Genomic DNA, 26557 nt, shown 5'->3' on the forward strand with positions numbered 1-26557 from the left:
CATGACTGCCATCGAGACTGAATCCTTTACCGGTCCGTCCGCGACCACCGTGGAGCATGTCCTCACGCTGGACTGCCGGGAGTCGCCGGGTATCGTCCACGCCGTCTCCGGCTTCCTGCTGGAACACGGCTGCGACATCATCGACAACCAGCAGTTCGGCGAACGCTCCGAAGGGCACTTCTTCATGCGGGTGCACTTTGCGTCCGACGGCGACGCCTCCACCGCGGACGCGTTGCGGACCGCTTTTGCCCCCGTTGCTGAACGCTTCGGGATGAGCTGGCGGCTGGAGCCGCACGGCTCCAAGCGGCGCGTGCTGATCATGGTTTCCAAGTTCGGGCACTGCCTCAACGACCTGCTGTTCCGCGCCAGGATCGGCGAACTGCCGGTGGAGGTGGTGGCCGTTGTTTCGAACCACACCGACCACCAGACCCTCGTGGAATGGCACGGCATTCCGTTCTTCCACGTGCCCGTCACCGCCGCTACCAAGCCTTTTGCGGAGGCCCGGCTGCTGGAGCTCGTGGACGAGTTCGATGTGGAACTGGTGGTGCTGGCGCGCTACATGCAGGTCCTCAGCGACGCGCTCACCCGCAAGCTGGACGGCCGCGCCATCAACATCCACCACTCATTCCTGCCCAGCTTCAAGGGCGCCAAGCCTTACCACCAGGCCTACGCCCGCGGCGTGAAAACGGTGGGGGCCACGGCACACTACGTCAACGGCGAGCTCGACGAGGGGCCCATCATCTCCCAGCAGGTGGTGGAGGTTGACCACACGTACGGCCCGGAGGACCTGGTGGCCGCCGGCCGCGACACCGAGTGCAAGGCGCTGAGCAACGCCGTCCGCTGGCACTGCGAGGGCCGCGTGATCCTGCAGGGCAACAGGACAGTGGTGCTCCGCTAACGGGACGCTCTCTCACTTCCTGTCGCTTGAGCCGGGACGCTCTCTCACTTCCTGTCGCTTGAGCCGGGACGCTCTCTCACTTCCTTGGGGGAAGTGCGAGAGCGTCCCTATTTTTGTTGCGAAAGGTGAGAGAGCGTCCATCCTGCCGGGGCTACAGGACGGCCAGCCGGGTGGCCAGATGCAGGGCTGCGAGCCGGCCAGTTCCCCGCGGATCTCCGCCGCACAATTCAAAAATCCGCTGCAGCCGGTGATGCATCGACTGCCGCTCCACGTGAAGTTCCCTCGCGGCCTGGGCCGTATTGCAGCCGGAGTCGAGCCAGATGGCCAGGGTTATCAGCAGCTGGGAGTTCCGCCGCTCGTCGTGCTCCAGCACGGGGCCAAGTTGCTGGCGCACAAAGTCCTGCCGTGCCCCCTGGTCCAGGTGCTGCACAGCCATTCGCTCCACGGCGAGGTCTTCGACGTCGACCACCACACCTGCGGATTCCGACGGCAGCCGCGCCGCTCGGAGTGATGCGTTCACCACCAGGTCCAGGGCGCATTTCGCCTCCGACAGCGACCACGGTGCGTTTACGATCCCGGCAGCCAGGGGGCCCACCGCCGTCATGGTTCCGGCCTCCACAGGGAGTTCCTGCAGGGCCGCCACGAGTTCCGCCCGTGCGGCTGAGGCGCCGTCAAAAGGAAGGGCTGCGAGAGCAAGAAGCTCTGAATTATCCACATAGCTGGCGCTCTGCTGGGCTGAGCGCTTCAGGATCTTGTCCATTGCGGCGCGTAACTGTTGGGACGTGGACGTCCTGACGACGATGGCGACCACAGTTGCCGAGGCCGGAATCCCGGCAGTCGGAGAGAGCTGTTGCAGCCGCCAGGGCTGACTGCCGGAACTGACAGCGCGCAGCAGCGCGGTCCCTGCGACCTCTTTCAAGCCGGGTGGCATCCGTTGCAGCAGCGCCAGCGAAAGGATGTCAACGCACCGCCCGCCGGCAACGCGTGCCAAATTGACGTCGCCATGGGCCGGGACATTGATTGCCAGCCTGGCGGAGGGCACGCCGCGGACGGGGACGTCGATATTGATCGGCGTTCCATCCGTGCCGGTCCCCGCCGCGTTCTCGCGCCGTTCGTCGGGCCCGGAACCGTCCGCCGGAATGGAACCGGCGGAACCGTCACTTGCCGGGGCGGCGGTTCCCAGTGTCACACCGGACACCGACGAGAGTTCCAGCGTCGCTTCAATGATCCCGGCCAGCACGGCGAGAATCCGGTCCAGGCTGCTCCCGTGGGCCAGTTCCACGGCCATGGCGTGGCTGGCCTCGTCCGCGCGGCGCAGGTGTGCCACCGATTCGCTGACGAGCATCGAGTTGATGGCCTGCATGATGCCCACGAACGGCACCACTTTGCGGAATTCAATGAGGGGCAGCCCGGCTTCTTCGGCGGCCCGGATCATCGAGGACGGAAGCGACGCGAGGGTCTGGCCTGTCTCCACGGCCAGGGCGCCGACGCCGCGTTCAGCCAACTGTCGGACGTACTCCACGCGCCGGCCGTCCGTGGCTGAGACCAGGGCATCACCCCCGGTGAGAAGCAGTTCACCGCCGCTAAGTAACGGCGCAATGTCCAGTACCTCACTCGAATGGACCCAGCGCAGTTGTGTACCCGACGCTGCACCTGCCCCGGCGCGGATCACGGGATCAGCGGCCGTGAGGGTGGGGTGCTTAAGCACGTCGGCGAGCAATACAGGCATTACGATCCGTAACGTAGATGAGCGTTGTGTTATACACATAGTATCTTGTTGACTGTGGCCTGTGACACATAATCTGGCGGTATCCCCCTTTCCCCTACGGAGGCCCCCATGCACAACCACTCCACTGCAGCCGCGGACGGCCCAGTGCCGGCAGCCGACAATGATGTCGAAGCCTGGCTCCAGCCCATTCCGGAATCCCAGCGGACCAGGAAAGTCTCCGGACAGTTCTGGATCTGGGCCGGCGCCAACCTGGCACCCATCAACTGGGTCCTCGGCGCCCTCGGCATCCACCTCGGGCTCGGCTTTGCCGACACCGTCACCGTCCTCGTCTTGGGCAACCTCATCGGAATGCTGCTGTTCGGTTGCTTTGTACTGCTCGGCCAGAAGACCGGCGCCACCGGCATGGTGCTGGCCCGCGCGGCATTCGGCCGGCGCGGAAACTACTTGCCCGCCGCCATTCAGGCGCTGCTGGTGATCGGCTGGTGCGCAGTGAACACCTGGATCATCCTGGACCTCGTGATGGCGCTCTTCGGAACCCTCGGCTGGGTCGACCCGACGGCCCACAACTATGGTTGGAAGATCGGCGTCGCCACCACCATCATGGCAGCGCAGGTGGCCATCGCCTGGTTCGGCTACAAGGCCATTGCCGCCTTTGAAAAATGGACCGTACCGCCAACCATCATCATCCTCGCGGTGATGTCCGCCGTCGCCTGGTTCGGGATGAAGATCAACTGGTCCTACGCAGGACCGGCTGGCAACATCCTCGAAGGCTCGGAGCGGATCGCTGCGATGAGCGCGGTCATGACTGCCATCGGCATTGGCTGGGGGATCACCTGGTTCACCTACGCCGCCGACTACTCCCGGTTCGTCAGCACCGAAGTGCCAAAGCGCAAGGTCTACCTCGCGTCGGTCCTCGGCCAGTTCATCCCCGTCGTCTGGCTCGGAATCCTGGGAGCCAGCCTCGCCACCAACAGCGGCGAAATTGACCCCGGAAAGCTCATCGTCCAGAACTTCGGGGTCATGGCGCTCCCGGTGCTCCTGATGGTCCTGCACGGGCCCATCGCCACCAACATCCTGAACATCTACACCTTCTCCGTCGCCACTCAGGCACTCGACATCACCATCAGCCGCCGCAAGCTGAACCTGTTCGTCGGCGTCTTCTCGCTGGCCGCCGTCGTATTCTTCGTCTTCCAGGAGGACTTCGCCTCTGTCCTGGATGCATGGCTGATCGGGCTCGTGGCCTGGGTGGCTGCCTGGGGCGGCGTCATGCTTGTGCATTATTTCTGGATCGAGAAGCGCTGGCCAGCCGACGGCGGACGGCTGTTCGACAGTGTGGGCACCAGGCGGCTCCCCGGCATCAACTGGGCCGGCGTTGTATCCCTCCTGGTTGGCATCTTCGCCACCTGGCTGTTCATGTACGGGCTGATCCCGGTGATGCAGGGCCCCATCGCCGTGGCCTTGGGCGGCTGGGACCTGTCCTGGCTCGCGGGTGGCCTCAGCAGCGCCGCGTGCTACGCGGTTCTTGGCCCCCGGGTCCACCGCAGGTTTCTGGCCGACGCCGGATCGCCGCCGGTCCCGGCAGCCGTCCCGGAGACAGTAGCCCTCCCGTCAACAACCACTGCCGCCCTCTAGAAAGGAACGGACCATGGAATTCCCTGCCTTCGCAGACTCCGCCCATCCCATCACCTGGCCCGAAGGGTACCGGGCAGCCGCCTCGTTCACGTTCGACGTCGACGCCGAATCGTGCACCATTGCCCATGACCCCACCAGCACGCGCCGGATGTCCCTCATGACGCACCAGTCGTACGGGCCCAAGGTTGCGGTCCCCAGGCTGTTGCAGATCCTCGAACGGCAGGACATCCAGGCCACGTTCTTCATCCCGGGTTTCACCGCGGAAAGCTACCCCGACGTGGTGCGCCGGATCGCGGATGCAGGACATGAGATCGCCCACCACGGCTACCTCCACGAACCCATGCAGGGCATCGACGCCGCCACCGAGGCGCGGTACATCGACCGCGGGCTGGAAGCACTGGCCAAGGTTGCGGGCGTGCGGCCGGTCGGCTACCGCGCTCCCTGGTGGGAGCTGAACTGGCACTCGCCGGCTCTCCTGGCTGACCGCGGCTTCCTCTACGACTCAAGCCTGCTCGACGGCGACGCACCGTACCGCTTCAGCGTCGCCGACGGCGACTCCAGGGATCTGGTCGAAATCCCTGTTGACTGGGCACTGGACGACTGGGAGCAGTACGCCTTCTATCCGGGGGTGACCGGCAGCGGAGTCATTGAAAGCCCCGCCAAGGTCCTCGAAATGTGGACGCTGGAGGCAGAGGCACACCATGCGGCCGGGAGCTGTTTCGTGCTGACGAACCATCCGTTCATCTCCGGCCGGCCCTCAAAGGCGGTGGCCTTGGAGCAGCTGATCAACCGAGTCAAAGCCATGGACGGGATGTGGGTCACCACAATGGCCAAAATCGCCGAGCACACGCGGGACACCGTGACTGAAGTCCATAGCCACGCGCGCATTAAGGTTCCGGGCTTTCCCGACGCCGGCGCCCGCTTCACCCCGGCGCAGGTCCGGCAGCCGGAGCTGACCGCCGGCCCGTCACACGGCTGAGCCCAGGCAGCCCTCTCTCACCACCCGTCGCTTAAACCGGAACGCTCTCTCACTTCCCGTCGCTTAAACCGGAACGCTCTCTCACCAGATGAGAGAGCGTTCCGGTTTTTGGTGCGGGAGGTGAGAGAGCGTCGGCCCGGAACGTGCAGGAGGTGAGAGAGCGTCGGCCCGGAACGTGCAGGAGGTGAGAGAGCGTCGGCCGGGAACGTGCGGGAAGTGAGAGAGCGTCGGCCCGGAACGTGCGGGAAGTGAGAGAGCGTCGGCCGGGAACGTGCAGGAAGTGAGAGAGCGTCGGCCCGGAACGTGCAGGAAGTGAGAGAGCGTCGGCCCGGAACGTGCAGGAGGTGAGAGAGCGTTTAGACGCCCAGGGATTCCTTCAGCGCCTGGACGTGGCCCTGGGCCTTGACCTGGTACTGGGCGAGGCGGACCTTGCCCTCGGGATCAAGAACCACGGTGGAGCGCACGATGCCCTCGCGGACCTCCCCGTCCACGAGCTTCTCGCCCCAGGCGCCGTAGGCCAGTGCGACGGAGTGGTCCTCGTCGGCCAGCAGCGGGAAGGTCAGGGCGAAGTCGCCGGTGAAGTGGGACAGCTTGTCCGGGGCGTCGGGGGAGACGCCCAGGACCTCGTAGCCGGAGCCCTGGAAGGTGGCCAAATTGTCGCGGAAGTCGCAGGCCTCGGTGGTGCAGCCGGGGGTGGCCGCCTCGGGGTAGAAGTACACGATGACGTTCTTGCCCCGGTAATCGGCCAGCGAGGTCTGCTTGCCTTCAGCGTCCGGCAGGGTGAAGTCCGGGGCCTGGGTTCCGGGCTGGAGCTTGGTGGTCAGTTTGGGGCTCATGGCATTCCTTCGGATGGATCTTGCGAAACAAAAGCTGGTGGAAGAATCAAGGGCTGAACTGGATAACAGCCTAGCTAGATACTGTATTCCGCCGGGCCGCGGACGGTGGCGCCCGGGCCGGGGATGAACTGGTAGCCGCCGCCCCGCACCGTGGCGATCGCGTGCCGGCCGCCGCGCAGTTTCCGCCGCACCCGGCCCACATAGACGTCGATGGAGCGGGTGGCCGCCCCGGGGCTGTCGAACGATTCCAGGAACACCCGCAGCTCCTCGCGGCCGATGGCGCGCGAGCAGTTTTCCACGAGGTAACGCAGCAGCTTGAACTCGACGCCGGTGAGCGGCACCGGCCTGCCGTCCAGCAGCACCTCGCCTTTCGCGAGGTCCACGGCGACCCTGCTGACGGGGCCGGCCGACGGCGGGAGGTGGGGTGCGCCGCCGTCGTCCAGTTGCGGGGAGTCCTCCGGGGAGGACGACGACGGCGCGGGAGTGCCGCCGTCGGGCGTCCCGGAGGGTGCCCCGTCCCCTGGGGGCTTCCCGGACGGGAACGAACCGGCGGCGGACGTTGCAGCTCCGGCGGCAGGCCAGTGGACTTCCGCCTCCGGAGCAATCTTCAGGGCACGCGCGAGCACCAGCTCGGCGGCGCGGGTGAGAACGGCCTCATCGATGTCCTGCCCGGGCCCGGCGGTTACCCAGACGGCCAAGCCCCGCGCCTTGAACCCGGGCGCGCCGGAGTTCCGGTCCGGGACGGCCGTCAGATGCGGGCGCCCGCCGACGCTGCCGGCGGCCGGGTTCCCGCGGGGCGTATGGGCATGGACGGCCATGGCGGAACGCCTCAGACGCCGCCGCGGCGGATCAGTTTGCCGCTGGGCGTCTGGCCGTCCACCACGCTGCCGCGCAGGAACGTCTTGCGGACCACACCGGAGAGGGCCTTGCCGTCGTACGGGGTGATGGGGTTCTTGTGCTTGAGCTTGGAGACATCCACCACGAACGCCTCGTCGGGGGCGAAGACGGAGAAGTCGGCGTCGTAGCCGAGCGCCAGCTGTCCCTTGTTGGACAGCCGCGCCAGGGCTGCCGGCTTTTCGGCCATCCAGGACACCACCTGCTCCAGGGGGATGCCGCGGTGCCGCGCCTCGGTCCAGATCAGGGACAGGCCCAGCTGCAGTGAGGAGACGCCGCCCCAGGCCACGGCGAAGTCGCCGTTTTCCAGGTCCTTCAGGTCAAGCGTCGAAGGCGAGTGGTCAGAGACGATGCAGTCGATGGTGCCGTCCTGCAGGCCCTTCCAGAGCAGCTCGCGGTTGGAGGCTTCGCGGATGGGCGGGCAGCACTTGTAGGCGGTGGCGCCGTCGGGGATCTCCTCGGCCATGAGCGTGAGGTAGTGCGGGCACGTCTCCACGGTGAGGTGGACGCCGTCGCGCTTTGCGCTTGCGATCATGGGCAGCGCGTCCGAGGAGGAGAGGTGCAGGATGTGCGCGCGGGCGCCGGTCCAGCGGGCCCGCTCGATGACCTCGGCGATGGCCTTGTTCTCGGCACCGCGGGGGCGGGACGCCAGGAACGTGGAGTAGTGGTCGCCGCCCGGGTGCGGCGCGCGGTCAATGGCGTGCGAGTCTTCGGCGTGGACGATCATGAGCGAATCGAAGGACTTGAGTTCGGCCATGTCCTCCTCCATCTCATCCGCCTCCAGATGCGGGAACTCGTCCACGCCGGAGTGCAGCAGGAAGCACTTGAATCCGAACACGCCCTCGTCATGGAGCGGGCGGAGGTCCGCCTTGTTGCCGGGCACGGCGCCGCCCCAGAACCCGACGTCGACAAACGCCTGGTCCTCGGCCACTTCGCGCTTGAGCTTGAGGCCCTCCACCGTGGTGGTCGGCGGGATGCTGTTCAGCGGCATGTCGATGATGGTGGTCACACCGCCTGCCGCGGCCGCGCGGGTGGCGGACGCGAAGCCCTCCCATTCGGTGCGGCCGGGCTCGTTGACGTGGACGTGGGTGTCCACGAGGCCGGGAATGAGGGTTTCGTCGTCGGCGAGTTCGATGATCTCCCGGCCGGACAGGCCGTTGCCGAGCGGTTCGAGGGCGACGATCTTGCCGCCCCGCACGCCCACCTCACGCGCAGCGACGCCTGCGGTGGTGAGGACGCGCTGGCCCCGGATGACGAGGTCAAAGCTTTCTTCAGACATTGAGGGGCTCCTTTGTGCGGGCGCTGTTCGCCGTGGCGGTGGCGGCGGGGACCGGGTTCGCCAGCTCCGCGCCGATGCGCTGTCCCAATTGTTCAAGCAGGGGTCCTGCTTGGGCTATACATATTTCTACCTTGGCCTCCAGCGCGGTCAGTGGGTAGACCTGCCGGAAGCCGGATTCCTGCTGCTGTTCTGCGGTCAGCGTGGTGCGGCCGCAGACGGCGACCACCGGCACGCCGGCGGCAGCGGCGGCGCGGGCCACGCCCATGGGCGTCTTGCCCAGCAGGCTTTGCTCGTCCAAACTGCCTTCGCCGGTGATGATCAGGTCGGCGCCGGCCAGCCGGGCGGCCAGTTCAGTGAATTCAAGCACGACGTCGATGCCCGGCCTGCGCGTCGCGGCCAGGGCAGCTATGGCCGCGTAGCCAACGCCGCCGGCCGCTCCGGCCCCCGGTGCGTCCGCGGCTTTCAGTGCGCGCGGGCCGATTTCCCGGGCGAGGACGCGGACGAAGTTGGCCAGGGCGCTGTCCAGTGTTGCCACATCGGCAGGGGTGGCGCCCTTCTGCGGTCCGAAGATCGCAGCGGCACCTTCCGCACCCAGCAGGGGGTTGTCCACATCGCTGGCCAGGACGAAACGGGTCTCGTCCAGGCGTGCGTCGAAGCCGGAGAAGTCGATGCTCGCCAGGTCCGCCAGTGCGGCACCGCCAAGCGGGAGTTCGTTGCCGTCGGCGTCGAACAGTATGGCGCCGAGGCCCTGCAGGACTCCCGCTCCGCCGTCGGTGTTGGCGCTGCCGCCGACGCCCAAAATGATCTGCCGGCAGCCGGCGTCCAGGGCGGACCGGATGAGTTCGCCGGTGCCGAGGCTCGTGGCGGCCTTGGCGCTGTCGGAATCCGGCTGGCCGACGGTCGCTCCAGCACCATCGGGCTCGCCGCCGTCGGCCTCGCCGGCATCGGGGAGGACCGCGAGCCCGGAGGCCGCGGCCATCTCGATGACGGCCTCCCGTCCGCGGACCGCAAACTCGGCAGTCAGCGGCTGCCCGGTGGGGCCGCTGACCACGGCGCTGCGGCGGGTGAAGCCGGAGCCGACGGCGGCGTCCAAGGTGCCCTCGCCGCCGTCGGCCACGGGAATCCGGAGTACCTCAAGGGGACCCTGCCCCGCGATGCGGGAGCCCGCCTGCAGCCCCCTTTCCAGGTGCCGGGCGACGTCCGGGGCGGAGAGCGAGCCCTTGAACTTGTCCGGCGCGATCACTATGCGCATTGCAGTGCCTGTCTTTTAGTGTTGAGCGCCGCAGCTTAGGGCTGCAGGGCCAGGATGGCGGTGGGGGCGTCCGCGCGCGTCTCGGCCAGCTCCTCGAACTCGTTGATGGCGTTGATCTCGGTGCCCATGGAGATGTTGGTGATCTTCTCCAGGATGACCTCAACCACCACGGGAACCTGGAACTCGCCCATGAGGGCCTTGGCCTTGTCGAACGCGGAGCCCAGGTCGTTGGGGTCTTCCACCCGGATGGCCTTGCAGCCCAGGCCCTCGGCCACCTTGATGTGGTCCACGCCGTAGCCCGCTGCGGTTGCGGAGGAATCAGTGGAGTTGATGTTCTCGAAGGCCAGGGACACGTTCTGTTCCATTTTGAAGCCGCGCTGCGACTGCCGGATCAGGCCCAAGTAGGAGTTGTTCACCACCACGTGGATGTACGGCAGGTTGAACTGCGCGCCCACGGCCAGTTCCTCGATCATGAACTGGAAGTCGTAGTCGCCGGACAGTGCAACCACGGTCTCGTCCGGCTTGCCGCGCACCACGCCCAGGGCTGCCGGTGCGGTCCAGCCCAGCGGGCCCGCCTGGCCGGCGTTGATCCACTTGCGCGGGCCGAAGACGTGCAGCATTTGGGCGCCGGCAATCTGGGACAGGCCGATGGTGGACACGTAGGTGGTGTCCTGGCCGAAGGAGCGGTTCATCTCCTCATACACGCGCTGCGGCTTGATGGGGATGTTCTCGAAGTGCGTCTTGCGGTGCAGGGTGGCCTTGCGCTCGGCACATTCGGCAACCCAGCCGGAGTAGTCCGGCAGGGTCTTGGCGGCCTGGCGTTCGCGGGCCAGTTCCAGCAGCCCGTCCAGCGCCGCGCCGGCGTCGGATGCGATGCCGAAGTCCGGGGAGAACACGCGGCCGATCTGGGTGGGCTCGATGTCGATGTGCACGAACTTGCGGCCCTCGGTGTAGGTGTCCAGGCCGCCGGTGTGGCGGTTGGCCCAGCGGTTGCCGATGCCGATCACGAAGTCGCTCTGCAGGTAGGTTTCATTGCCATAGCGGTGCGAGGTCTGCAGGCCCACCATGCCGGCCATCAGCGGGTGGTTGTCCGGGATGGTGCCCCAGCCCATCAGGGTGGGGATGACCGGAACGTTCAGCAGTTCGGCCAGTTCCACCAACTGGGCGGAGGCGCCGGCGTTGATGATGCCGCCGCCGGCCACGATCAGCGGGTGCTGGGCCGCGGTGAGCATGGCCAGGGCCTTTTCCAGTTGCTTGCGGCTCGCCTTGGGCTTCTCGATGGGCAGCGGCTCGTACGTGTCGATGTCGAATTCGATCTCGGCCATCTGCACGTCGATCGGCAAGTCCAGCAGCACGGGGCCGGGTCGGCCGGAGCGCATCAGCTGGAAGGCCTTCTGGAAGGCGCCCGGAACCTGGCCCGGCTCCAGGATGGTCATGGCCATCTTCGTGACCGGCTTGGCGATCGACTCGATGTCCACGGCCTGGAAGTCTTCCTTGTGCAGCTTGGCCACGGGAGCCTGGCCGGTGATGCAGAGCATCGGAATGGAATCTGCCCATGCCGCGTACAGGCCGGTGATCATGTCGGTGCCGGCGGGGCCGGAGGTGCCGATGCAGATGCCGATGTTGCCGTCCTTGGCCCGGCTGTAGCCGTCAGCCATGTGGCTGGCGCCTTCAACGTGGCGGGCCAGGGTATGGCGGATGCCGCCGTGGGCCCTCATGGCCGAGTAGAAAGGGTTGATTGCCGCGCCTGGCAGGCCGAACGCCTCGGTGGCGCCCTCCTTCTCCAGGATGGCGACGGCTGCGTCTACGGTGCGCATCTTCGTCATGGTGTGCTCCTTGAAAGTCTGTGGGTGGCCCGCTGTGGGCTGAATTTTGGGTGTGTTTAGGGAGCCGCCGTCGTTGATGCACGACGGCGGTTGCCCGGTTTTGCTTGTTAAGTCCGCCCTGTGGGCGGCTGGCCTACTGGCGGCCTGGGCTACTTCCGGCCGCTGAGCTGCAGGACCTGCTTGAAGAGGCCTGAGTGATCGAGTCCGCCGTCGCCCTGGTTGACGGTGGCGGCAACGAGCTGTGCGACGACGGCGCCAAGGGGAACGGCGACGTTGGCTTCGCGGGCGGCGGAGGTGACGATGCCGAGGTCCTTGTGGTGGAGGGCCAGGCGGAAGCCGGGGTCGAAGTTGCGGTCCAGCATCTTCTGGCCCTTCTGGTCCAGGACCTTGGAGCCGGCCAGGCCGCCGCCAAGGACCTTGAGTGCTGCATCGGTGTCCACGCCGTAGGCCTCAAGGAAGGCGATGGCCTCGCCGAGGACCTCGATGTTGACGGCCACGATCAGCTGGTTGGCTGCCTTGACGGTCTGGCCGGAGCCGGCGGGGCCGACGTGGACGATGGTCTTGCCGACGGCGTTGAGGACGTCCTGTGCTGCGTCGAAGTCGGCCGCGTCGCCGCCCACCATGATGGACAGGGCGGCGTCGATGGCACCCTGCTCGCCGCCGGAGACCGGGGCGTCGAGGGGGCGGATGCCTGCGGCGACCGCGTCCTCGGAGAGGCGCTTGGCGACGTCCGGGCGGATGCTGCTGGCATCAATCCACAGGGTGCCCTTCTTCGCGTTGGCGAAGATGCCGTCCTTACCGCTGACGACGCCCTCAACATCGGGGGAGTCCGGGACCATGGTGATGACGACGTCGGCGTCCTTGACGGCGTCCGCGATGCTCGTGGCACCCTGGCCGCCCTCGGAGACGAGCTTGTCGATCTTGTCCTGGCTGCGGTTGAAACCGGTGACCGCGTGGCCGGCCTTGACGAGGTTGATGGCCATGGGGAGGCCCATGATTCCGAGTCCGATGACTGCAACGTTGCTCATGATGGTTCTCTTTCTGAAGTCTGTGGTGGTTCTGGTGGCCGAGCCTGTCGGGACCTAGTTGGAAGCGTGCTGGCGGATGGCCCAGCTAAAGGCTGTTTCCGCCGGTTCCTTATATTCGAGGCCGATGTAGCCCTCGTAGCCGAGTTCGCGGCTGCGGGCGATCCATTCGCCGAGGGGAAGCTGCCCGGTTCCGGGAGCCCCGCGGCCGGGGTTGTCGGCGATCTGGATGTGGCCGAAGTCCTTGGCGTGCTTTTCGATGACGGCTTCGACGTCGTCCCCGTTGACGGCCAGGTGGTAGAAGTCGGCGAGGAGCCTAATGTTCTCGGCGCCGGATTCTTCCCGGACCCGGCTGATCACCCGAAGGGCGTCTGCGGCGGTGAGGAGCGGGTACTTGGGGGCGCCGCTGACCGGTTCGAGGAGGACGGTGCCGCCGATGCGGGCGACGCCGGCAGCCGCCGTTGCGAGGTTTTCGGCGCCGATGGCGTCCTGCTTTTCGGGCGATTCGCCGTCGATGCGGTTGCCGTAGAGGGCGTTGAAGGCCTTGCAGCCGAGGCGCTCGCCGATGCCGGCCACAACGTCGATGTTGTCCTGGAACTCGCGGGATCGTGCTGGCCAGGAGGTGAGGCCGCGGTCGCCGCCGGGCATGTTGCCGGCATTGAAGTTCAGGCCCGTGAGCTGCACGCCGGCGTCGTTGATGGCGTTCTCGAACTCGGTGACCTGGGCGTCGGCGGGGACAGAGGTGTCAAAGGGCCACCAGAATTCGACGGCGTCGAAGCCGGCAGCCTTCGCCGCGGCGGGGCGCTCCAAGAGCGGCAGTTCCGTCAGCAGGATGGAGCAGTTCACGGTGTACGTCATTGTCTTTGTTCCTTGCGGGTCCGGTGGTGGCGTCTTTGCTGAGCAGTACTGGCTTCCTCGGCTATTTCGTATTGTGGAAGTTATATTCTGCTGTATGAAAAGTGTAGGACGGGGCGGGTGCCGGCGTCAACCGTTGCGGACCGTCCGGCAGGCTGATGCCGGAGACGGCACTGCGGAACCCCTGTTTGAACAGCCGATTCGCTTCTAGAATTGTTGTGGGGCCGACGGCAGAGCCCCGGTGAGCCGGGGTGCCTTCCCAAGCGCCGCCGGCCCTTATTGATTCCGATCCGGTCACACTACGGTCACGGCTCTTCCGGGCCGGGCGGCGGGCGTGTGACGATACGGGCATGAGCGAAGAACTTATGGCGGCGGCACCCTCCGGCGGTGGCGCTCCCCGTAATAGAACGGCCGGACTATTCCATCCCGAAGGCTCCGAGGCGACGCGGAAGATGCGCGAGCAGGCTCGGCGGCGGCGGGAAGCTGAAGCGAAGCTGCAGCTCCACCTGATGCAAAACCACAACAAGATCGCAGGCTCACCCGACCCGGCACTCTGAAGGGGCCGGTGTATCCAGGCAGGGAAACAGCGGCCACCCAGGCGCATTGAGGCGTTTGGGTGGCCGCTGTTCCGTTTGTAGGCTGGGTTAGCAGGCACCAGCCCTAGGCAGGCACCAGCACTAGACACGCAGATGCGCCGCTTCGAACGTCGTGGACCCCGGGCCCGGCGCGGGTAGCCTGTTGGGTGCTCCGAGTGCCCGATAGTCCCAGCCGGCGGCGCGGTATGCCGCGGCGTCAAGCGCGTGCCGGCCGTCAACGATGTTGCGCAGCTGCACTAGCTCGCCCAGCGCAGCCGGGTCAGCGCGCCGGAAGACGTCCCATTCGGTCAGGAGTGCCACGATTTCGGCGCCGGTCACGGCCTCCTCCAGCGAATTCGCGTAAGCGAGGTCCGGATAGCTCCGGCGGGCGTTCTCCATCGCCTTGGGGTCGAAGACCGTGACCCTGGCGCCGCTCTGGTGGAGCATTCGGGCAACGTCAAGGGCCGGGGCGTCGCGGATATCGTCAGAGTCGGGTTTGAAGGCGGCGCCCAAAACGGTCACGCGCACGCCCGCCAGGTCGCCGCACGCCATTTCGGTGATGAGGTCCACGGTCCGCTGGCGGCGCCGCTGGTTGATGGCGTCCACTTCCTGCAGGAAGCCGACCGCCTGCCCGACGCCGAGTTCCCTGGCCCGGTGCGTAAAGGCCCGGATATCCTTCGGCAGGCAGCCCCCGCCGAACCCCAAACCCGGCTTGAGGAAGCGGCCGCCGATGCGGTTGTCGTAGGACAACGCCTTCGCCAGCAGGCTGACGTCCGCGCCCGTGGCCTCGCAGATTTCCGCCATCGCATTGATGTAGGAGATCTTGGTGGCAAGGAAGGAGTTGGCCGCCGCCTTGACCAGTTCGGCGGTGGCAAGGTCTGTGACCACTACCGGAGTGCCAGCGGTGATGATGGGGGCGTAGCATTCGGCCAGCCGGCCGCGGGCCCACTCGGAGGGCACACCGAAGACCAGCCGGTCCGGATGCAGCGTATCCTCCACCGCGTGGCCTTCACGCAGGAACTCCGGGTTCCAGGCCAGCTCCGCCAGCGTGCCGGCCGGGGCGGCCGCCCGGATGTAGGCCGTGAGCCGCTCCGCCGTGCCGACCGGAACGGTGGATTTTCCTGCGATGAGGCACCGCCGTCCCAGCTGCGGGGCCAGGCGCTCAAGCGCCGCGTCCACGTAGCGGAGGTCGGCGGCGGGGGAATCGGGTGCCTGCGGTGTCCCGACGCACAGGAAATGGATGTCAGCATCCCTGGCTGCGGAGAAGTCGCTGGTGAACGTCAGCCTGCCCCGTTCCAGCATCTTCCGGAGGAGCTTCTTCAGGCCCGGCTCGAAAAACGGCAGCTGTCCGTCCGACAGGGCACGTACCTTGGCTTCGTCGACGTCGATCCCCACCACGCGGTGGCCCAGCAATGCCATGCACACGGCGTGGGTTGTGCCGAGGTATCCCGTTCCGATGACGGTGAGGGAAAGACCGTTAGACATCGGGGCGCCGGTGGAGAGGGAAAAGCCGGACGACGGCGGAACATCCGCGGCGCCGCGCGCCCGCCGGGAGGAACTGCTCATGTCAGGCTCCAGTCTGTGCTCAATACCGGGACGGGCTCGCGTTCCAGGGACGGGTTGGGGAAGGGAGAGACCAGGTAGCGCGCGGCACGCGCCCCCCAAGGCGGGCGGAAGGAGTAAAGGCAGGCCATGCGGAGGCGCGTGCCGGCACAATACGCGGCGAATCGTTCGGGCGTGACGTGCAGTTCTTCGGCTACGGCCATGACCTCAGCGTGGGCAATGGCGTAGCGCCGCGTTGTCAGAAGCTTCTGGCACAGCCGCAGCTCAAGGTTCACGGCGAGATTGGCGAGGTCCAGTGCAGGCTCGGCCTGGCAGGCTTCGTCAAAGTCCAGCAAGCCGGGCGTGCCGCTACCTCCCCGCCGCAGCAGTTGCTTGTCATGCAGGTCCCCATGCGCCCAGCCGAACGGATCGGGGCGCGTGGCCAAGAGCCCAGTGATGGCTTTATCGGCCTGGGCCACGAGGCCGGTGCGCGCTGCAGCAGCTGCCGGGACGCCTTCGCTTTGCAGGAGCCAGAGATCGACCCAGCGCCGGAGATTGACCACTTCACCCTCGGGTGGGTGCAGCGGCAGTCTCTCTACGCTGCTGCGGAAATCGGCGCTGTTGGCGACGTCAACTGTTTGCAGCCACGCCAGTGACCATTCGCGCCACATCCGTGCAAAGGACGCGTCCGTAACGGTCGTTTGGTCCTGCCCGAGCTCATGATATGAGCGTCCCGTAAGACTGCTGAAGACGAGCACCGAGCGCCGGCTCTCCAGCAGCACAGGGGCTGTGATGCGGCCTGCGGTCAAAGGCGCGGTGGCCAGGGCATGGCTCCTGGCGGCCGTCTCTGCCGGGCCGGGACGGAAGACTTTGATGTACCGGCTGCCGGCGTGGACTACGGCGCGCTTGTGGGCGCGATGGGCCACGACTTCTCCCTGGGGGGCCTCCTTTGCGAGCGCGGGAAGCCGTGGGTCCTTGTCGGGTACCGGCTCAAAGATCCCGTGCCGCAGATGGGCTGCGCGGACACCCGGAATCCCGGGGGACCGGATTTCCAGGATGTAGTCGTTGCTTTCGGGTCCGGGCCAGGCCCGGCGGACCAGCCAGTCCCTGCCGCCGGCATCGGAAACGCGGGGCGGTACAGCAGGATGCCAGCTCATGCGATCAGCTCCAGGGCCCGGCGGAGGTGCCAGGCTATTTCGGCGGCCCATTCGGGGGACCGGTCCCGGAACGGGTCCACACTGCCTTTGAACAACCGGACGGCGGCCCAGGCATCGAGGTCCTTTTGGCGGAACCGTCCGCCCGCCTGGACATAGCCTTCGGTCAGGCTGGCGGTCTTTGCACCGCCCGCGCCGTTAGTGCTGGCTGCTCCAATTCCGGGCGCCGCCAGAGTAGCTTCTTCCACGGCAGCGAACGATCCCAGATCGGCTTCGGCGGAGCCAGGGTGGGCCCGGTCGAAGTCGATGATGCGGACGTCCGATCCGCCCACGAGCACCTGATCGGCCGAGAAGTCGCCGTGGACGGGGACGCTGGTGCGCTCTTCGCGGTGGCCCAGCAGGCCGGGTAGGCCGCTCTCCAGTTTCCGCGCGTGCCCCTCCAGTTCGGGGACGAGCGCAGTCACCATGGCGCGGGTCGCGGCCAGCTGTCTGATCAGATCATCAAACCAGTCACCGGGAGCGGCATCGGGACGGACGTGGAGGCCGTGCAGCCGGGCGAGAGCCTCCCCGGCACGATGGGCACCGCCGGCCGCGTGCGCGTCGTCGAGTCCGGCCAGGTCACCTCCGCCCCATACGGGGCTGGCGCCGATTCCGTGACGGGCGCACTCCGGATCACCGAGTTGCGGCAGGAGCGGAACGCCGTGCTCGTAAAGGTGCCGCTGAAAATCCAGCCGCCGTTCGCCGTCGGCCGCATTGGCCGCTATCTTGACGACGACGGGGGCCGCGGGATCCTGGATCATCAGCACGAGTCGCCGTTCGGGCTTGTAGCGCAGCACGCTGGCCGCGCCGGCCAGGTGGCCGTTGAGAGGAAGCTGGCCGACGCCCAGACGCTCCACACCGTGCTTGCGGAGCCAGGCTAGGTTGCGCCGCAGCTTCCAGTCATCGGCTATATCGCCCGTGGCGACGAGGGCACCCGGTTGACGGGGGTCGGGCCTGAGCACCCTAATGTTCCCGTCGCGCGACTTGGAGACCTGTTCGCGACGGAGGAGCTGACCGCTTCCCTCCTCGGTCTTGGTCAGGGCCCAGCCGTAATCAAAGGTGCCGTTCCGCGTCCGGCGGAAAGCGACAAGCAAGGAAGTGCGTGGTTTGTAGCGGACCCTGGTCACCCGGACAGTTTCGCCGAGCAGCGCAGACAGGTTGCTGTTGTCCAGCAGGTAGGGCAAACCGGCCAGGTCATTGTCCCGGCTGGCCAGGGCCCTGTCCGGGTCCCTGAGGGCGGATGCAGCCGCGGTCATGGCACTTCCAGCCTTTCAAGCGGCCGGCCGGGGTCCTGGTCGGCCATCCAGCGTGCGAAACGCGTGGCCGGATCCTGCAGCAGTGCATCCGGTCGACCCTCCTCAACGATGCGGCCATCCTCGAGCCAGATGATGCGGTCGCAGGAGCGGGCGGAATGCTCATCGTGGGTGATGGTGATGGAGGTTCGGTCCCGGGTGAGGGCGGCCAGTGCATCCAGCACCGACTCCCGTGAGGCCGGATCCAGGCCTGCAGTCGCTTCGTCGAGTATCACAATGGGTGCCTGCCGGAGGATGGCCCGAGCGATGGCGATTCGTTGGCGCTGGCCTCCCGAGAGATCCTTTGCCGCTTCACCCAGGACGGTGTCGTAGCCCTCAGGCAGGGAACGGATGAAGGCGTCTGCCTGGGCCAGGGCGGCGGCGTTCTCGATTTCCTCGTCCGTGCCATCCAGGCGGCCAAACCTGATGTTGTCCCGGACCGTGGTGCCAAAGAGAACGGAATCCTGGAGCAGGATTGAAACGTGCGAGCGCACGGACGCGATCTTCAACTCCCTGAGGTCGCTGCCGCCGACCAGCACTGCCCCCGACGTTGGGTCGATCATTCGCAGGATGAGGCTGGCCAGGGTTGATTTGCCGGCGCCGGAGGGGCCGAGGATGGCCAGGTGTTCGCCGGCCGGGACGCTGAGGTTTATTCGGTGCAGCACGGTGGTTCCCTCGCCGTGGCCAGCGGTCACGTCGTCGAACACAATGTCGGGATGGGCGCTCGAAAGCACACGGGCGTTGGCGGCCTCGGGGAGATCGGTCTGCGCCTCCAGGAGATCTGCCACCCGTTCCCCGGACGCCGTGGCGCGGGCGATCCGGCTGGTTTGCTTGGCCAGGTCCTTGAGGGGTTTCATCCCGGTCTTCAGGTAGGTCAGGAAGACCACCAGGTCTCCGGGTGTGATCGAATGGTCCAGCACGCGCAGGCCGCCCCCGGCCAGGACGATCGCCGTGGCCACGCCAATCAGTACGTCCGTGCGGCGTTCAAGCGCCGCGGCCAGCCGCAGTGCCACAACTCCCGTTCCCAGGGTCTGCTTGTTGCTGGACCGGAAGTCGTCGCTGATGGTGTCCTCAAGGCCGTAGGCCTGGACTTCGCGCATGGCATTCAGGGTCTGGGCGGCAGTGGTTGCCAGGGCGCCTTCACCTTTGCGGGACTTGCGGGCGGCCACCGTTATTGACGGCGAACTTCTGTGGGACAGCAGGACGAACGCGCCGCCGGCAAAGAACACGACGAGTGCGAGCAGCGGATCAAGCCACACCATGATGCCCGTCATGGCCACCAGAGTTGCCATGTTGCCCAGCAGCGGCAACCCTGCGGTAACGGCCACTTCCTGCAGGCGGGAGACGTCGCCCACGAGGCGCTGGACGGTATCTCCGGAGGAGGCGCGCGTGTGGTGCCTCATGGAGAGGCTCTGCACATGGCGGAAGGTCCGCGCGCGAAGGTCGGCTGCGATCCTGGATCCAATCAGGGCGAAGGCGATCGCGGACCAGTAGTTGGCAATGGCCCGCACCACGCTGATGACCACTATTGCTCCGCCGCACAGCAGGAGGGTTTCCAGGCTTGCGTCCATTGAGGGACCGGGTTTGCGCAGCGTTGCGCCGAGCGATCGCGACACGGCATCAACCACAAGTTTTACGGGCCAGGGTTCCAGCAGGCGGAAGAGGACGTCCGCCGCGAGGGCCACGAAGCCGCCGGCCATGAGGATCCGGTGTCCCTTGAGGTGCGGGCGCACGCAGCGCAGCGTCCGCCGGAGTCCGGATTCCGGCTTGGGGTCGCGGCCCGGCGCCCCGCGGCCGCCCGCATGTCGGGCAGTTGTGCTCATCGCAATGCCGCCTTTGGTTCGGCCGTCAAGGCTTCGGTGATGGTCGAAAGCACGTGGTTCCAGCTGAAGCGGTGCTCGGCGTCGGCCCGGGCCTGGCGGCCAAGGCTTGCGCGCAGCACCGGCTCCGCCGCCAGCCGCGTCAGTGCGGCGGCGAGCCCGGACGTATCGGCACCCGGAACCAGCAACCCGGTGCGGCCGTGTTCCAGAATGGACGGGATCTGGCCGACGGACGTTGCGATGATCGGCATGGCCGCCGCCATATACTCGTAGATCTTCAGCGGCGAAAAGTAGTCTTCCCGGCCGGCGTTGTCGGGAGGATAGGGGGCCATGGCGGCGTCGCACTCATGAAGCAGGCCGGGCACGGTCCCCGGGGGAACTGCCCCGGTAAATTCCGTCTCCACCCCGAGCGTGGCTGCAAGGCGTTCAAGGTTGTCCCGCTCCGGCCCGTCTCCGATCATCCGCACGGTCCAGCGGTCGGGGTCGGCGGAGCGGGTGTTGGCGATTGCGACGGCGTGGAGCAGGTCCGGGACGCCGTGCCAGGGCTTCAGCGTCCCCACGAAGGCCACGGTGAGATGACCGGAATGCCGCCGTCCGGGGCGCCGGGGAGTGATGCGTTGAACGTTGACGCCGTTCGGCGCCAGCACGGTCCTCGCCGCGGGCACCCGGCCGCGGACCCAGCGGACCACAGGTTCTGAGACGCAGGAAACCACCTGCGCCGCACCCGCATTGTGGCGCAGGATTGCTTCGGCCGTTTCCGCGTCCAGCAGCTGGCGGTAACGCCGCTGCTCTTCAATGAGGGGTGCATTGACTTCGAGAACGGCCGGAACGCCAAGGGCCTGGGAAACAAGGGACAGGGCCGGGCTGAACAGCGAGTATCTCTCGTAGAACAAGTCGCAGCCGTCACTCAGGACTGTGTCTGCGAGATCCAGCGCCGCATCCTGGAGAGCACGCTCGTGGTGTATGTCGGGCCCCCGGAGCGGCTGATTTTCGACGACGTCGAGATCGGCAAGGTCCGCCGGGCGGTCCTCTCCGCGGCGGGTGCAGTAGAGCGTGACGTCGTCCCCTGCATTGCGCCAGGCCCGGATGATCTCCTGCACGTGAACGGAGGAGCCTTTGGTGCCAAAGACGGGGACTCCGCGGTCGGCACAGAGATAGGCCACGTGCATCATGCCACCTTCCTTTCCGAAAGGGCCAGGGACCGGAGCAACTCGACCTGCCGGCGGACGTCGTAATCTTGTTCGATCAGGGCGCGGGCGTTTCGGGACAGGGCAAGCCGGTCCGTTCCGGGCGCGCTGATCCGGCGGATTGCCCGGGCCAGGGCGTGCGGGCTTCCGGGAATTGCCAGAATCCCGGTTTGGCCGTCATGGATCGCTTCGGGGATGCCTGTGACCGAGGTGCTGATGCAGGGCACGCCAGTTGCCATCGCCTCCAGCAAGACAGTAGGCATGCCGTCGGCGTTGCCGTCCGCGCCGATGACGCACGGGGCCACGAAAACGTCGGAGGAGTCAAGCAGTTCGAGGACCTCGTCCTGGGTCCGCGGTCCGATCAGCCTGACGTGGTCCCCAAGTCTGAGTCGTTCAATGGTGTTCTGCAGTTCCTCGGTAAGCTCGCCGGCGCCCGCGATCTGCACGTCGAGGTGAAAGCCCTGGCCCACGAGCTCTGCGGCGGCAGGCAACAGGTGCTGGAAACCTTTCTTTTCCACCAACCGGCCGACGGCGGCCACGCGCAAGGTAGTACCGATGGGGCGTGGCTCGCGATAGGGGAATCGATTCAGTTCCAGGCCGTTGCGCACCAGATGGAGGCGGGAGGTGGCAGCGGGAAACAGGCGGCGGAGATAACGGAAGTTGTACTGGCTTATGGTCACGGCGTGATGGGCCTCTTCAAGCTTCACCCGCAGCTCGTCGGCCTGGACTGACTCATGGAAGATGTCGACTGCGTGGGCCGTGAACGAGAACGGTAGACCGACGAGGGCCGCGGCGAGCCGCGCAACGCTGGTGGCCGCGTTGGCAAAATGGACGTGAAGATGCCTGATGTTCCGCTGCGAAAGGGCAGTTGCGAGGTTGATCGCCTGCGCAGCTTCGGTGCATTCGGCCGCGGTCAGTTGGCCCAGGTTGCGCGAAAGGGCTCCGGACAGGCCGGCTGTATCCGCGGCCCTGAAGTTCTCCCATAGCTCGGACGCCTTGAGCGGCCGGTCAATGTAGGTGACCGGAGCCTTGACCCGGGCAAGCTCGGGATGGAAACGGGGGTCGTTGGGCTGGAGAAGTGAGAAGATTTCGATCCGGTCCCCGGCTGCCTCCCGGGCGAGGATTTCGGAAACGATGAAGGTCTCGGAGAATCGCGGATACATTTTCAGCACGTAGGCGATGGCCGGTTCAGACTGCAGCACGTGCCGCCCCTTCCCTGATGGTCTGCGCCCGCGAGCCGGCCGGCTGGAGGACCGGCTGCAGGAGGGCGGCTGCCAGCTGAGGCACACGGGCGAGCCCGTTGAGGTGCGCCAGCCGCCGGTCCACCTCGGTGCCGAGGCTTTGTGCCAGCCAGGCCGCCAGGATTGCAGGCGTCAGCGTGCCCATGTCGTGTCGGTCCAGATAGCCGGCCTGGGCCAGGGAGGCTGCCCTGATCTGCTGCTCGGAGCGGGAGTGGTTCCGGGGGACGATCAGCGCGGGCACGCTGGTGCTCAGGAGCTCGCACACCGTGTTGTATCCGCCCATGGATACAACCGCCTGAGCATTTCGCATGTGCAGGACCATGTCGTCCAGGGCTTCGACCACCCGGACGCCGGGCGTGGCGTGCTGCCGCAGGTCGTTGAGTTCCACTTCCGGCATCTGCGGACCCGCAACGATGAGGTGTCCGATTCCGGCTGGGAGTGCGGCGGCCGCGGCGATGCTCGCCAGGGCGTGACCATCGGCACCGCCTCCGACAGTTGTCAGGAAATAGGGGCCAGACATGCAGATTTTCCCGGATCCGGGCGGCCTGCCGGTCGCCAGGTAGCCCGTGTACCGGATCATGCCCCGGAGGGACTCGGGAATCTCGCCGGCGGCAAGTGGATCATGGACTGCCGGGTCGCCGTAAATCCAGACTGCGTCAAAAAGGTCTTTGACGAGCTGTGCGCCGCCGGCACTGTCCCATTCTGCGAGGGCAGTCTCCGGGGAATCCAGCACCTCGCGAAGTCCCAGCACAACCTGCGCCGGAGTCAGGGCACGGGCACGGCGCAGCGCGGCCTCCAGTTCGCGGTGAATGCCAGTGGGATGGCGGTCAACCACGATCAGGTCGGGGCGGAAACCTCCCAGTACTGCTTCCAGCAGGGCGGCCCGCAGCGATACAAGATCCTGCATGGGCACCGCCAGGTTCCGCGGGTGGTAGCCGTCGGGCCCCTTCCCGACGCCGGGCAGGATGACCCAGTCCCAGCCAGCCGGGACGGGGAATCCTGGTGCAAGGGCGCTCCCGGCAATGAGGACGCCGGTTACTGGCCGGCCGGTGAGGCCGGGAAGCTGATTGCTCAGGGCGTGCGCCAGCGCCAGATTGCGGCGGACGTGTCCCAAGCCAAGCGAGTCATGAGAATAGAGCGCAATTCTTAACTTTTTCAATGGGCCCCCACGGCCTACTGAATTCGCCCCCACAGCCAACCGAATTCTCGGTGACGATTACTTTGGTCTAGCCAGCCTCAAAAAGAGGCTCATCAAGCGATAGAAATTATTAGAGAACTCTCATAATTTGCCCTCAATGGACTGTTGCCGCGCGTTGGTTGCCTGTCAGTATCGTTGGAGCAGCCACAAAAGTAAGGCGCGGATATGGAAAACCAACAATTCAGGCGCGGAGCTCCGGAGGGGGCCGGCTTCGGTCCTGCCGGGTCTCTTTCCGTTGTGGCAAAGGCGACGGCGAGCAGCTGATGACAGTGGCAGCGGGAGTTGCCGCGATCTGCAGGGCGGAGTCCCGCAGCCAGGCGTCGTCGCCTTGCACGCCGTCAGTGCTGCGCGCTTGCAGCGGCTCACTGGACGCGGCAAAGAAATATGCGAGCGGCGCGTAACCATGAACTGCCGGGCTCGGCGCCAGTCCCGAGATGGTGGCGGCGCCGTGGTGGTTATTGAATGCAGAGTTTCGGGCCACGCCCTGAGTGCACGCCGCGAGGAACACAACGAGTGCGAGGACTGCCATCACCGTGGCGGGCCGCAGACGTTTTCGTCGGTGCCCGCCTGCGGCGGACACCAGATGTCTGAAAGGGGTGTGCATAAATACCCGACGAGAGGAGGTTGCGAGATGTGTCCCACGTTGCCACCGCTTGGGGTGTAGGTCAATCCTAAAAACTTACCGTTCAAATTTCTTTTCAGCCGTCTGGAGTCGAAAAGCCAAAAGAACGACGGCGAGAAGTCCCGCCGTCGTTCTTTTGCGTTCGTTTGGGGTCGATGCTGTGGAATTCAGTCGGCCGTGCTGCCCCTAATGCTGGCCGAGATTTCCACCCATGGGCGGGACGGTGCCCGGGCCGCGGTCAGCGGTCTCGTCGCGCTCCGCAGCGCTCTGGGTGTCACTGGCGGCTGTTTCGTCCGAATCGCCGTCGTCGTCAATGAGGCCGTTGGTCTGGTCGAAGGGATGGGCGATCGTCTCGTCGGCCAGCGCCGAGCTGTCCGCACTGGTTACCGGAGCCGTGCCGGTCACTCCAGGCGTCCCGGCGGTTCCTACTGTCTCGGTGTACACCGGCGTCACCGCCGGGGTCGCCGTGTGGTCGGGGACTGGCACTGTGGCGTCCGAATCGCTGCTGCGGGTGGCTGCGACGGCTCCTGCCGCCGCGGCAACGCCGACCCCCGCGGCGAGCTTGCCGGATACTCCGGCCTTGCCGCTGTCGCCGCGCGACGCCGCAGCATGTTCGACGCCGGGTGTGCCGACGGAGGCGCCTTCGTTGACGGAACCCCGCCAGGCGCCGCTGGCATACCCTTCGTCTTCGATGAACTCCTTGAACTTCTGGAGATCGGACTCGGCCTGGCGATCCACCACGTTGAGCTTGTCACCGACCTTCTCCACCAAGCCCTCTGGCTCGTAGTCAATGAAGAGCCGGACGGACGTCTGCCCGCCGCCCACATCCTCGAACTCTACCGATCCGGCGTTTGTGGCACCCTCGGTGGCGGCCCAGGCGACCTTGCGGTCCGGGATCTGCTCGAGGATTTTCGCTTCCCATTTCCGCTTGACGCCGGCGATCTCGGCCACCCACTCAAGGCGGTCGTCACTCAGCTGGGTCACGCTCTTCACGCCGCCCATGAACTGGGGAAAGTCCTCGAACTGGGTCCACTGGTTGTAGGCCGTGCTGACCGGCACATTGACCAGAATTCGTTTTTCAACCCTCGTGCTCACAGTGTCTCCTTTGTCGACTTGAACAGGCACCGACGAACAAGAACTCAATTCGTCAGCATGCTTACCATATCGGCCTGAACCGTTCGGTGGCCAGAGCCGTCCTCCGGCCCTAAGTGAAAGGGAGCCCCCTGCGCGAATCCTGTGGACTCAAGCGCGGAGGCTCCCTGGCGCTCCGGTCTGGGGGGAAAGACGGAGAGCTTGGAATCAATGTACAGCCGGGTAGAGGCTTATCAGGGCATATTTAGGACATCTTGATTAAACATTGAGCCGAATCACATCTTCGCCCCTGCGAGGAGAGGAGGGCGACGGCCGGCAGTCGGCGCGCAGCCGCTAAACCGCCCTGCCCGCGGTGTCCACCACGCAGAAACGGTTGCCTTCCGGATCGGCAAGGATCACGTAGTCCTCATCCGGCGCCCTTCGCGGTTCGTAGCCCAGGGCTGCCTGCCAGAAGGCCAGCTGGCGCGGGAGGTCATCAACGCGGATCACGATGGAGCCGATGCTCAGCATGCGGCCAAAGTACACCCGCCCAGGGGCTCCGCAAAGCTGTTGCCTCCGGCCGCTCCGTTAGGCTGGCGACAGAGAACACCCGGCAGGCGCGCTCCCATGTGACCGACCTGCCCCGAGCCGACGGAGCTGTTGGAGACCCATGACCCGGAAGATAACTGTGAGCCTGCCGGATGCGGCACTTCGTGAGTACCTGGCGCCGAACGCGGACGTCACGGTGTTTGAGTGGGACTTCGCGGGCGAGCCGCCGCAGCGCCACATCGACATCGTGGTGCCGCCGTACATGGGCGGCCCGCAGGTCTTGCGGAATCTAGACGGCGTGGAGACGGCGCTGGTGCAGAGCCAGTCGATCGGGTACGACGGTGTGGCGGAGGCGCTTCCGGCCGGACGGGTCTTTGCCAATGCCGCCGGAGTGCACGAAACGTCCACCGCGGAACTGGCCCTGGCCATGGTGCTGGCCAGCCAGCGGGAGTTCCCGCGCATCATGCGGAACCAGCAGGAGGGCGAGTGGGACACCAGGCCCACCGCAAGCCTGGCGGACCGCCGCGTCCTCATTGTCGGCTACGGCGGTGTGGGCAAGGCGATCGAACAGCGGCTCATCCCGTTTGAAACGAGCATCACGAGGGTGGCCAGCCGGCAGCGGACGGATGAGACGGGCGTCGTCCATGGCATCGCAGAACTGCCCGCGCTGCTGCCGGAACACGACATTGTGATTGTGGGGGTGCCGCTCGGCGACGCCACCAAGCACCTCATTGACGACGCTTTCCTGTCGGCAATGCCCGACGGCTCGCTGCTGGTGAACGTGGCCCGGGGCCCGGTGGCGGACACCGAAGCCCTGGTCCGCCACACGGGGTCCGGACGGATCCGTGCCGCCCTAGACGTCACGGATCCCGAGCCGCTGCCCCGGGACCACCCGCTCTGGGGCACACCCGGCGTCATCATCACCCCGCATGTGGGAGGGGCGAGCTCCGCGATGCGCCCGCGGATGGGGCGGCTGCTGCAGCGGCAGATCGACCTCATGCTGGCCGGGGAACCGCCGGTCAACGTGGTGCTGGGCGGCTGATGCGACCCGGTCCCACTCAG

At 66.6% G+C, this 26557-nt stretch carries 23 protein-coding genes; 5 read left to right on the forward strand and 18 right to left on the reverse strand.

Going from position 1 to position 26557, the window contains the following annotated elements:
- Window position 1 precedes the first annotated feature (1 nt).
- Window positions 2–898, forward strand: a complete 897-nt coding sequence (purU, locus tag AC1DDG_RS14800; RefSeq protein ID WP_476876631.1) for a formyltetrahydrofolate deformylase — start codon at window positions 2–4, stop codon at window positions 896–898.
- A 151-nt stretch (window positions 899–1049) separates the two neighbouring features.
- On the opposite strand, the gene AC1DDG_RS14805 is transcribed toward purU, so the two are convergent.
- Window positions 1050–2627: a PucR family transcriptional regulator gene (locus AC1DDG_RS14805; protein WP_476876632.1), complete on the reverse strand. Its 1578-nt coding sequence runs from the start codon at window positions 2625–2627 to the stop codon at window positions 1050–1052.
- Between the two features lie 108 nt (window positions 2628–2735).
- Between AC1DDG_RS14805 and AC1DDG_RS14810 the strand changes: the two genes are divergently transcribed.
- Both AC1DDG_RS14810 and AC1DDG_RS14815 read left to right on the forward strand, forming a co-directional pair.
- The gene (locus AC1DDG_RS14810; RefSeq protein WP_476876633.1) at window positions 2736–4259 is read left to right on the forward strand and encodes a purine-cytosine permease family protein; all 1524 of its coding nucleotides are present in this window, start codon (window positions 2736–2738) and stop codon (window positions 4257–4259) included.
- Window positions 4260–4272: 13 nt separating this feature from the next.
- Entirely contained in the window at window positions 4273–5238 is a 966-nt protein-coding gene (locus tag AC1DDG_RS14815; protein WP_476876634.1) for a polysaccharide deacetylase family protein, read from the forward strand.
- 356 nt (window positions 5239–5594) lie between these two features.
- Here AC1DDG_RS14815 and bcp read toward each other — a convergent pair whose 3' ends face one another.
- From bcp to AC1DDG_RS14850, 7 genes are all read right to left on the reverse strand, one after another.
- Complete coding sequence (bcp, locus tag AC1DDG_RS14820) at window positions 5595–6074, reverse strand: thioredoxin-dependent thiol peroxidase (protein WP_230118453.1); 480 nt, start codon at window positions 6072–6074, stop codon at window positions 5595–5597.
- A 74-nt stretch (window positions 6075–6148) separates the two neighbouring features.
- Window positions 6149–6892, reverse strand: coding sequence for a winged helix-turn-helix domain-containing protein (locus AC1DDG_RS14825; protein WP_476876635.1), 744 nt, complete (start codon window positions 6890–6892; stop codon window positions 6149–6151).
- An 11-nt stretch (window positions 6893–6903) separates the two neighbouring features.
- On the reverse strand, window positions 6904–8247 hold the full coding sequence (gene allB / locus AC1DDG_RS14830) for an allantoinase AllB (RefSeq protein ID WP_476876636.1): 1344 nt from the start codon (window positions 8245–8247) through the stop codon (window positions 6904–6906).
- On the reverse strand, window positions 8240–9499 hold the full coding sequence (locus tag AC1DDG_RS14835) for a glycerate kinase (RefSeq protein WP_476876637.1): 1260 nt from the start codon (window positions 9497–9499) through the stop codon (window positions 8240–8242). The genes allB and AC1DDG_RS14835 overlap by 8 nt, the downstream gene beginning before the upstream one ends.
- A 35-nt stretch (window positions 9500–9534) precedes the next feature.
- Complete coding sequence (gcl, locus tag AC1DDG_RS14840; RefSeq protein WP_476876638.1) at window positions 9535–11325, reverse strand: glyoxylate carboligase; 1791 nt, start codon at window positions 11323–11325, stop codon at window positions 9535–9537.
- 149 nt (window positions 11326–11474) lie between these two features.
- Window positions 11475–12353 carry a 2-hydroxy-3-oxopropionate reductase gene (locus AC1DDG_RS14845; protein WP_476876639.1) on the reverse strand — a complete coding sequence of 293 codons (879 nt, stop codon included), beginning with the start codon at window positions 12351–12353 and terminating at the stop codon, window positions 11475–11477.
- A 54-nt stretch (window positions 12354–12407) separates the two neighbouring features.
- Window positions 12408–13208, reverse strand: coding sequence for a hydroxypyruvate isomerase family protein (locus tag AC1DDG_RS14850; protein ID WP_476876640.1), 801 nt, complete (start codon window positions 13206–13208; stop codon window positions 12408–12410).
- A gap of 347 nt (window positions 13209–13555) precedes the next feature.
- Between AC1DDG_RS14850 and AC1DDG_RS14855 the strand changes: the two genes are divergently transcribed.
- Window positions 13556–13762 (forward strand): hypothetical protein, encoded by a 207-nt coding sequence (locus AC1DDG_RS14855; protein ID WP_476876641.1) that lies wholly within the window; start codon window positions 13556–13558, stop codon window positions 13760–13762.
- Window positions 13763–13882: 120 nt separating this feature from the next.
- Here AC1DDG_RS14855 and AC1DDG_RS14860 read toward each other — a convergent pair whose 3' ends face one another.
- The 10 genes from AC1DDG_RS14860 to AC1DDG_RS14905 all read right to left on the reverse strand — a co-directional run bounded on the left by AC1DDG_RS14860 (window position 13883) and on the right by AC1DDG_RS14905 (window position 25477).
- Window positions 13883–15265, reverse strand: a complete 1383-nt coding sequence (locus AC1DDG_RS14860; protein ID WP_476876692.1) for a UDP-glucose dehydrogenase family protein — start codon at window positions 15263–15265, stop codon at window positions 13883–13885.
- 77 nt (window positions 15266–15342) lie between these two features.
- Window positions 15343–16479: a phosphotransferase gene (locus AC1DDG_RS14865; protein WP_476876642.1), complete on the reverse strand. Its 1137-nt coding sequence runs from the start codon at window positions 16477–16479 to the stop codon at window positions 15343–15345.
- On the reverse strand, window positions 16476–17771 hold the full coding sequence (locus AC1DDG_RS14870; RefSeq protein ID WP_476876643.1) for a phosphotransferase family protein: 1296 nt from the start codon (window positions 17769–17771) through the stop codon (window positions 16476–16478). The genes AC1DDG_RS14865 and AC1DDG_RS14870 overlap by 4 nt, the downstream gene beginning before the upstream one ends.
- Complete coding sequence (locus AC1DDG_RS14875; RefSeq protein WP_476876644.1) at window positions 17768–19630, reverse strand: ABC transporter ATP-binding protein; 1863 nt, start codon at window positions 19628–19630, stop codon at window positions 17768–17770. The genes AC1DDG_RS14870 and AC1DDG_RS14875 overlap by 4 nt, the downstream gene beginning before the upstream one ends.
- A complete protein-coding gene (locus AC1DDG_RS14880) occupies window positions 19627–20799 on the reverse strand; it encodes a glycosyltransferase family 4 protein (RefSeq protein WP_476876645.1) in 1173 nt (390 codons plus the stop codon). The genes AC1DDG_RS14875 and AC1DDG_RS14880 overlap by 4 nt, the downstream gene beginning before the upstream one ends.
- Window positions 20796–22016, reverse strand: coding sequence for a glycosyltransferase family 4 protein (locus tag AC1DDG_RS14885; RefSeq protein ID WP_476876646.1), 1221 nt, complete (start codon window positions 22014–22016; stop codon window positions 20796–20798). The genes AC1DDG_RS14880 and AC1DDG_RS14885 overlap by 4 nt, the downstream gene beginning before the upstream one ends.
- On the reverse strand, window positions 22003–23169 hold the full coding sequence (locus tag AC1DDG_RS14890; protein ID WP_476876647.1) for a glycosyltransferase family protein: 1167 nt from the start codon (window positions 23167–23169) through the stop codon (window positions 22003–22005). The genes AC1DDG_RS14885 and AC1DDG_RS14890 overlap by 14 nt, the downstream gene beginning before the upstream one ends.
- A gap of 265 nt (window positions 23170–23434) precedes the next feature.
- Window positions 23435–23782: a hypothetical protein gene (locus AC1DDG_RS14895; RefSeq protein ID WP_476876648.1), complete on the reverse strand. Its 348-nt coding sequence runs from the start codon at window positions 23780–23782 to the stop codon at window positions 23435–23437.
- Between the two features lie 279 nt (window positions 23783–24061).
- On the reverse strand, window positions 24062–24970 hold the full coding sequence (locus AC1DDG_RS14900; RefSeq protein ID WP_476876649.1) for an SRPBCC family protein: 909 nt from the start codon (window positions 24968–24970) through the stop codon (window positions 24062–24064).
- Window positions 24971–25300: 330 nt separating this feature from the next.
- Window positions 25301–25477, reverse strand: a complete 177-nt coding sequence (locus AC1DDG_RS14905) for a VOC family protein (protein ID WP_476876650.1) — start codon at window positions 25475–25477, stop codon at window positions 25301–25303.
- A gap of 139 nt (window positions 25478–25616) precedes the next feature.
- Between AC1DDG_RS14905 and AC1DDG_RS14910 the strand changes: the two genes are divergently transcribed.
- A complete protein-coding gene (locus tag AC1DDG_RS14910) occupies window positions 25617–26537 on the forward strand; it encodes a 2-hydroxyacid dehydrogenase (RefSeq protein ID WP_476876651.1) in 921 nt (306 codons plus the stop codon).
- The last annotated feature ends 20 nt before the right edge of the window (window positions 26538–26557 follow it).

The sequence above is a fragment of the Arthrobacter sp. 10L430 genome, from assembly GCF_056395245.1.

Coding starts and splice junctions, on each gene's coding strand:
- purU (WP_476876631.1), top strand. CDS start 2: ATGACTGCCATCGAGACTGAATCCTTTACCGGTCCGTCCGCGACCACC.
- AC1DDG_RS14805 (WP_476876632.1), bottom strand. CDS start 2,627: ATGCCTGTATTGCTCGCCGACGTGCTTAAGCACCCCACCCTCACGGCC.
- AC1DDG_RS14810 (WP_476876633.1), top strand. CDS start 2,736: ATGCACAACCACTCCACTGCAGCCGCGGACGGCCCAGTGCCGGCAGCC.
- AC1DDG_RS14815 (WP_476876634.1), top strand. CDS start 4,273: ATGGAATTCCCTGCCTTCGCAGACTCCGCCCATCCCATCACCTGGCCC.
- bcp (WP_230118453.1), bottom strand. CDS start 6,074: ATGAGCCCCAAACTGACCACCAAGCTCCAGCCCGGAACCCAGGCCCCG.
- AC1DDG_RS14825 (WP_476876635.1), bottom strand. CDS start 6,892: ATGGCCGTCCATGCCCATACGCCCCGCGGGAACCCGGCCGCCGGCAGC.
- allB (WP_476876636.1), bottom strand. CDS start 8,247: ATGTCTGAAGAAAGCTTTGACCTCGTCATCCGGGGCCAGCGCGTCCTC.
- AC1DDG_RS14835 (WP_476876637.1), bottom strand. CDS start 9,499: ATGCGCATAGTGATCGCGCCGGACAAGTTCAAGGGCTCGCTCTCCGCC.
- gcl (WP_476876638.1), bottom strand. CDS start 11,325: ATGACGAAGATGCGCACCGTAGACGCAGCCGTCGCCATCCTGGAGAAG.
- AC1DDG_RS14845 (WP_476876639.1), bottom strand. CDS start 12,353: ATGAGCAACGTTGCAGTCATCGGACTCGGAATCATGGGCCTCCCCATG.
- AC1DDG_RS14850 (WP_476876640.1), bottom strand. CDS start 13,208: ATGACGTACACCGTGAACTGCTCCATCCTGCTGACGGAACTGCCGCTC.
- AC1DDG_RS14855 (WP_476876641.1), top strand. CDS start 13,556: ATGAGCGAAGAACTTATGGCGGCGGCACCCTCCGGCGGTGGCGCTCCC.
- AC1DDG_RS14860 (WP_476876692.1), bottom strand. CDS start 15,265: ATGTCTAACGGTCTTTCCCTCACCGTCATCGGAACGGGATACCTCGGC.
- AC1DDG_RS14865 (WP_476876642.1), bottom strand. CDS start 16,479: ATGAGCTGGCATCCTGCTGTACCGCCCCGCGTTTCCGATGCCGGCGGC.
- AC1DDG_RS14870 (WP_476876643.1), bottom strand. CDS start 17,771: ATGACCGCGGCTGCATCCGCCCTCAGGGACCCGGACAGGGCCCTGGCC.
- AC1DDG_RS14875 (WP_476876644.1), bottom strand. CDS start 19,630: ATGAGCACAACTGCCCGACATGCGGGCGGCCGCGGGGCGCCGGGCCGC.
- AC1DDG_RS14880 (WP_476876645.1), bottom strand. CDS start 20,799: ATGATGCACGTGGCCTATCTCTGTGCCGACCGCGGAGTCCCCGTCTTT.
- AC1DDG_RS14895 (WP_476876648.1), bottom strand. CDS start 23,782: ATGGCAGTCCTCGCACTCGTTGTGTTCCTCGCGGCGTGCACTCAGGGC.
- AC1DDG_RS14905 (WP_476876650.1), bottom strand. CDS start 25,477: ATGCTGAGCATCGGCTCCATCGTGATCCGCGTTGATGACCTCCCGCGC.
- AC1DDG_RS14910 (WP_476876651.1), top strand. CDS start 25,617: ATGACCCGGAAGATAACTGTGAGCCTGCCGGATGCGGCACTTCGTGAG.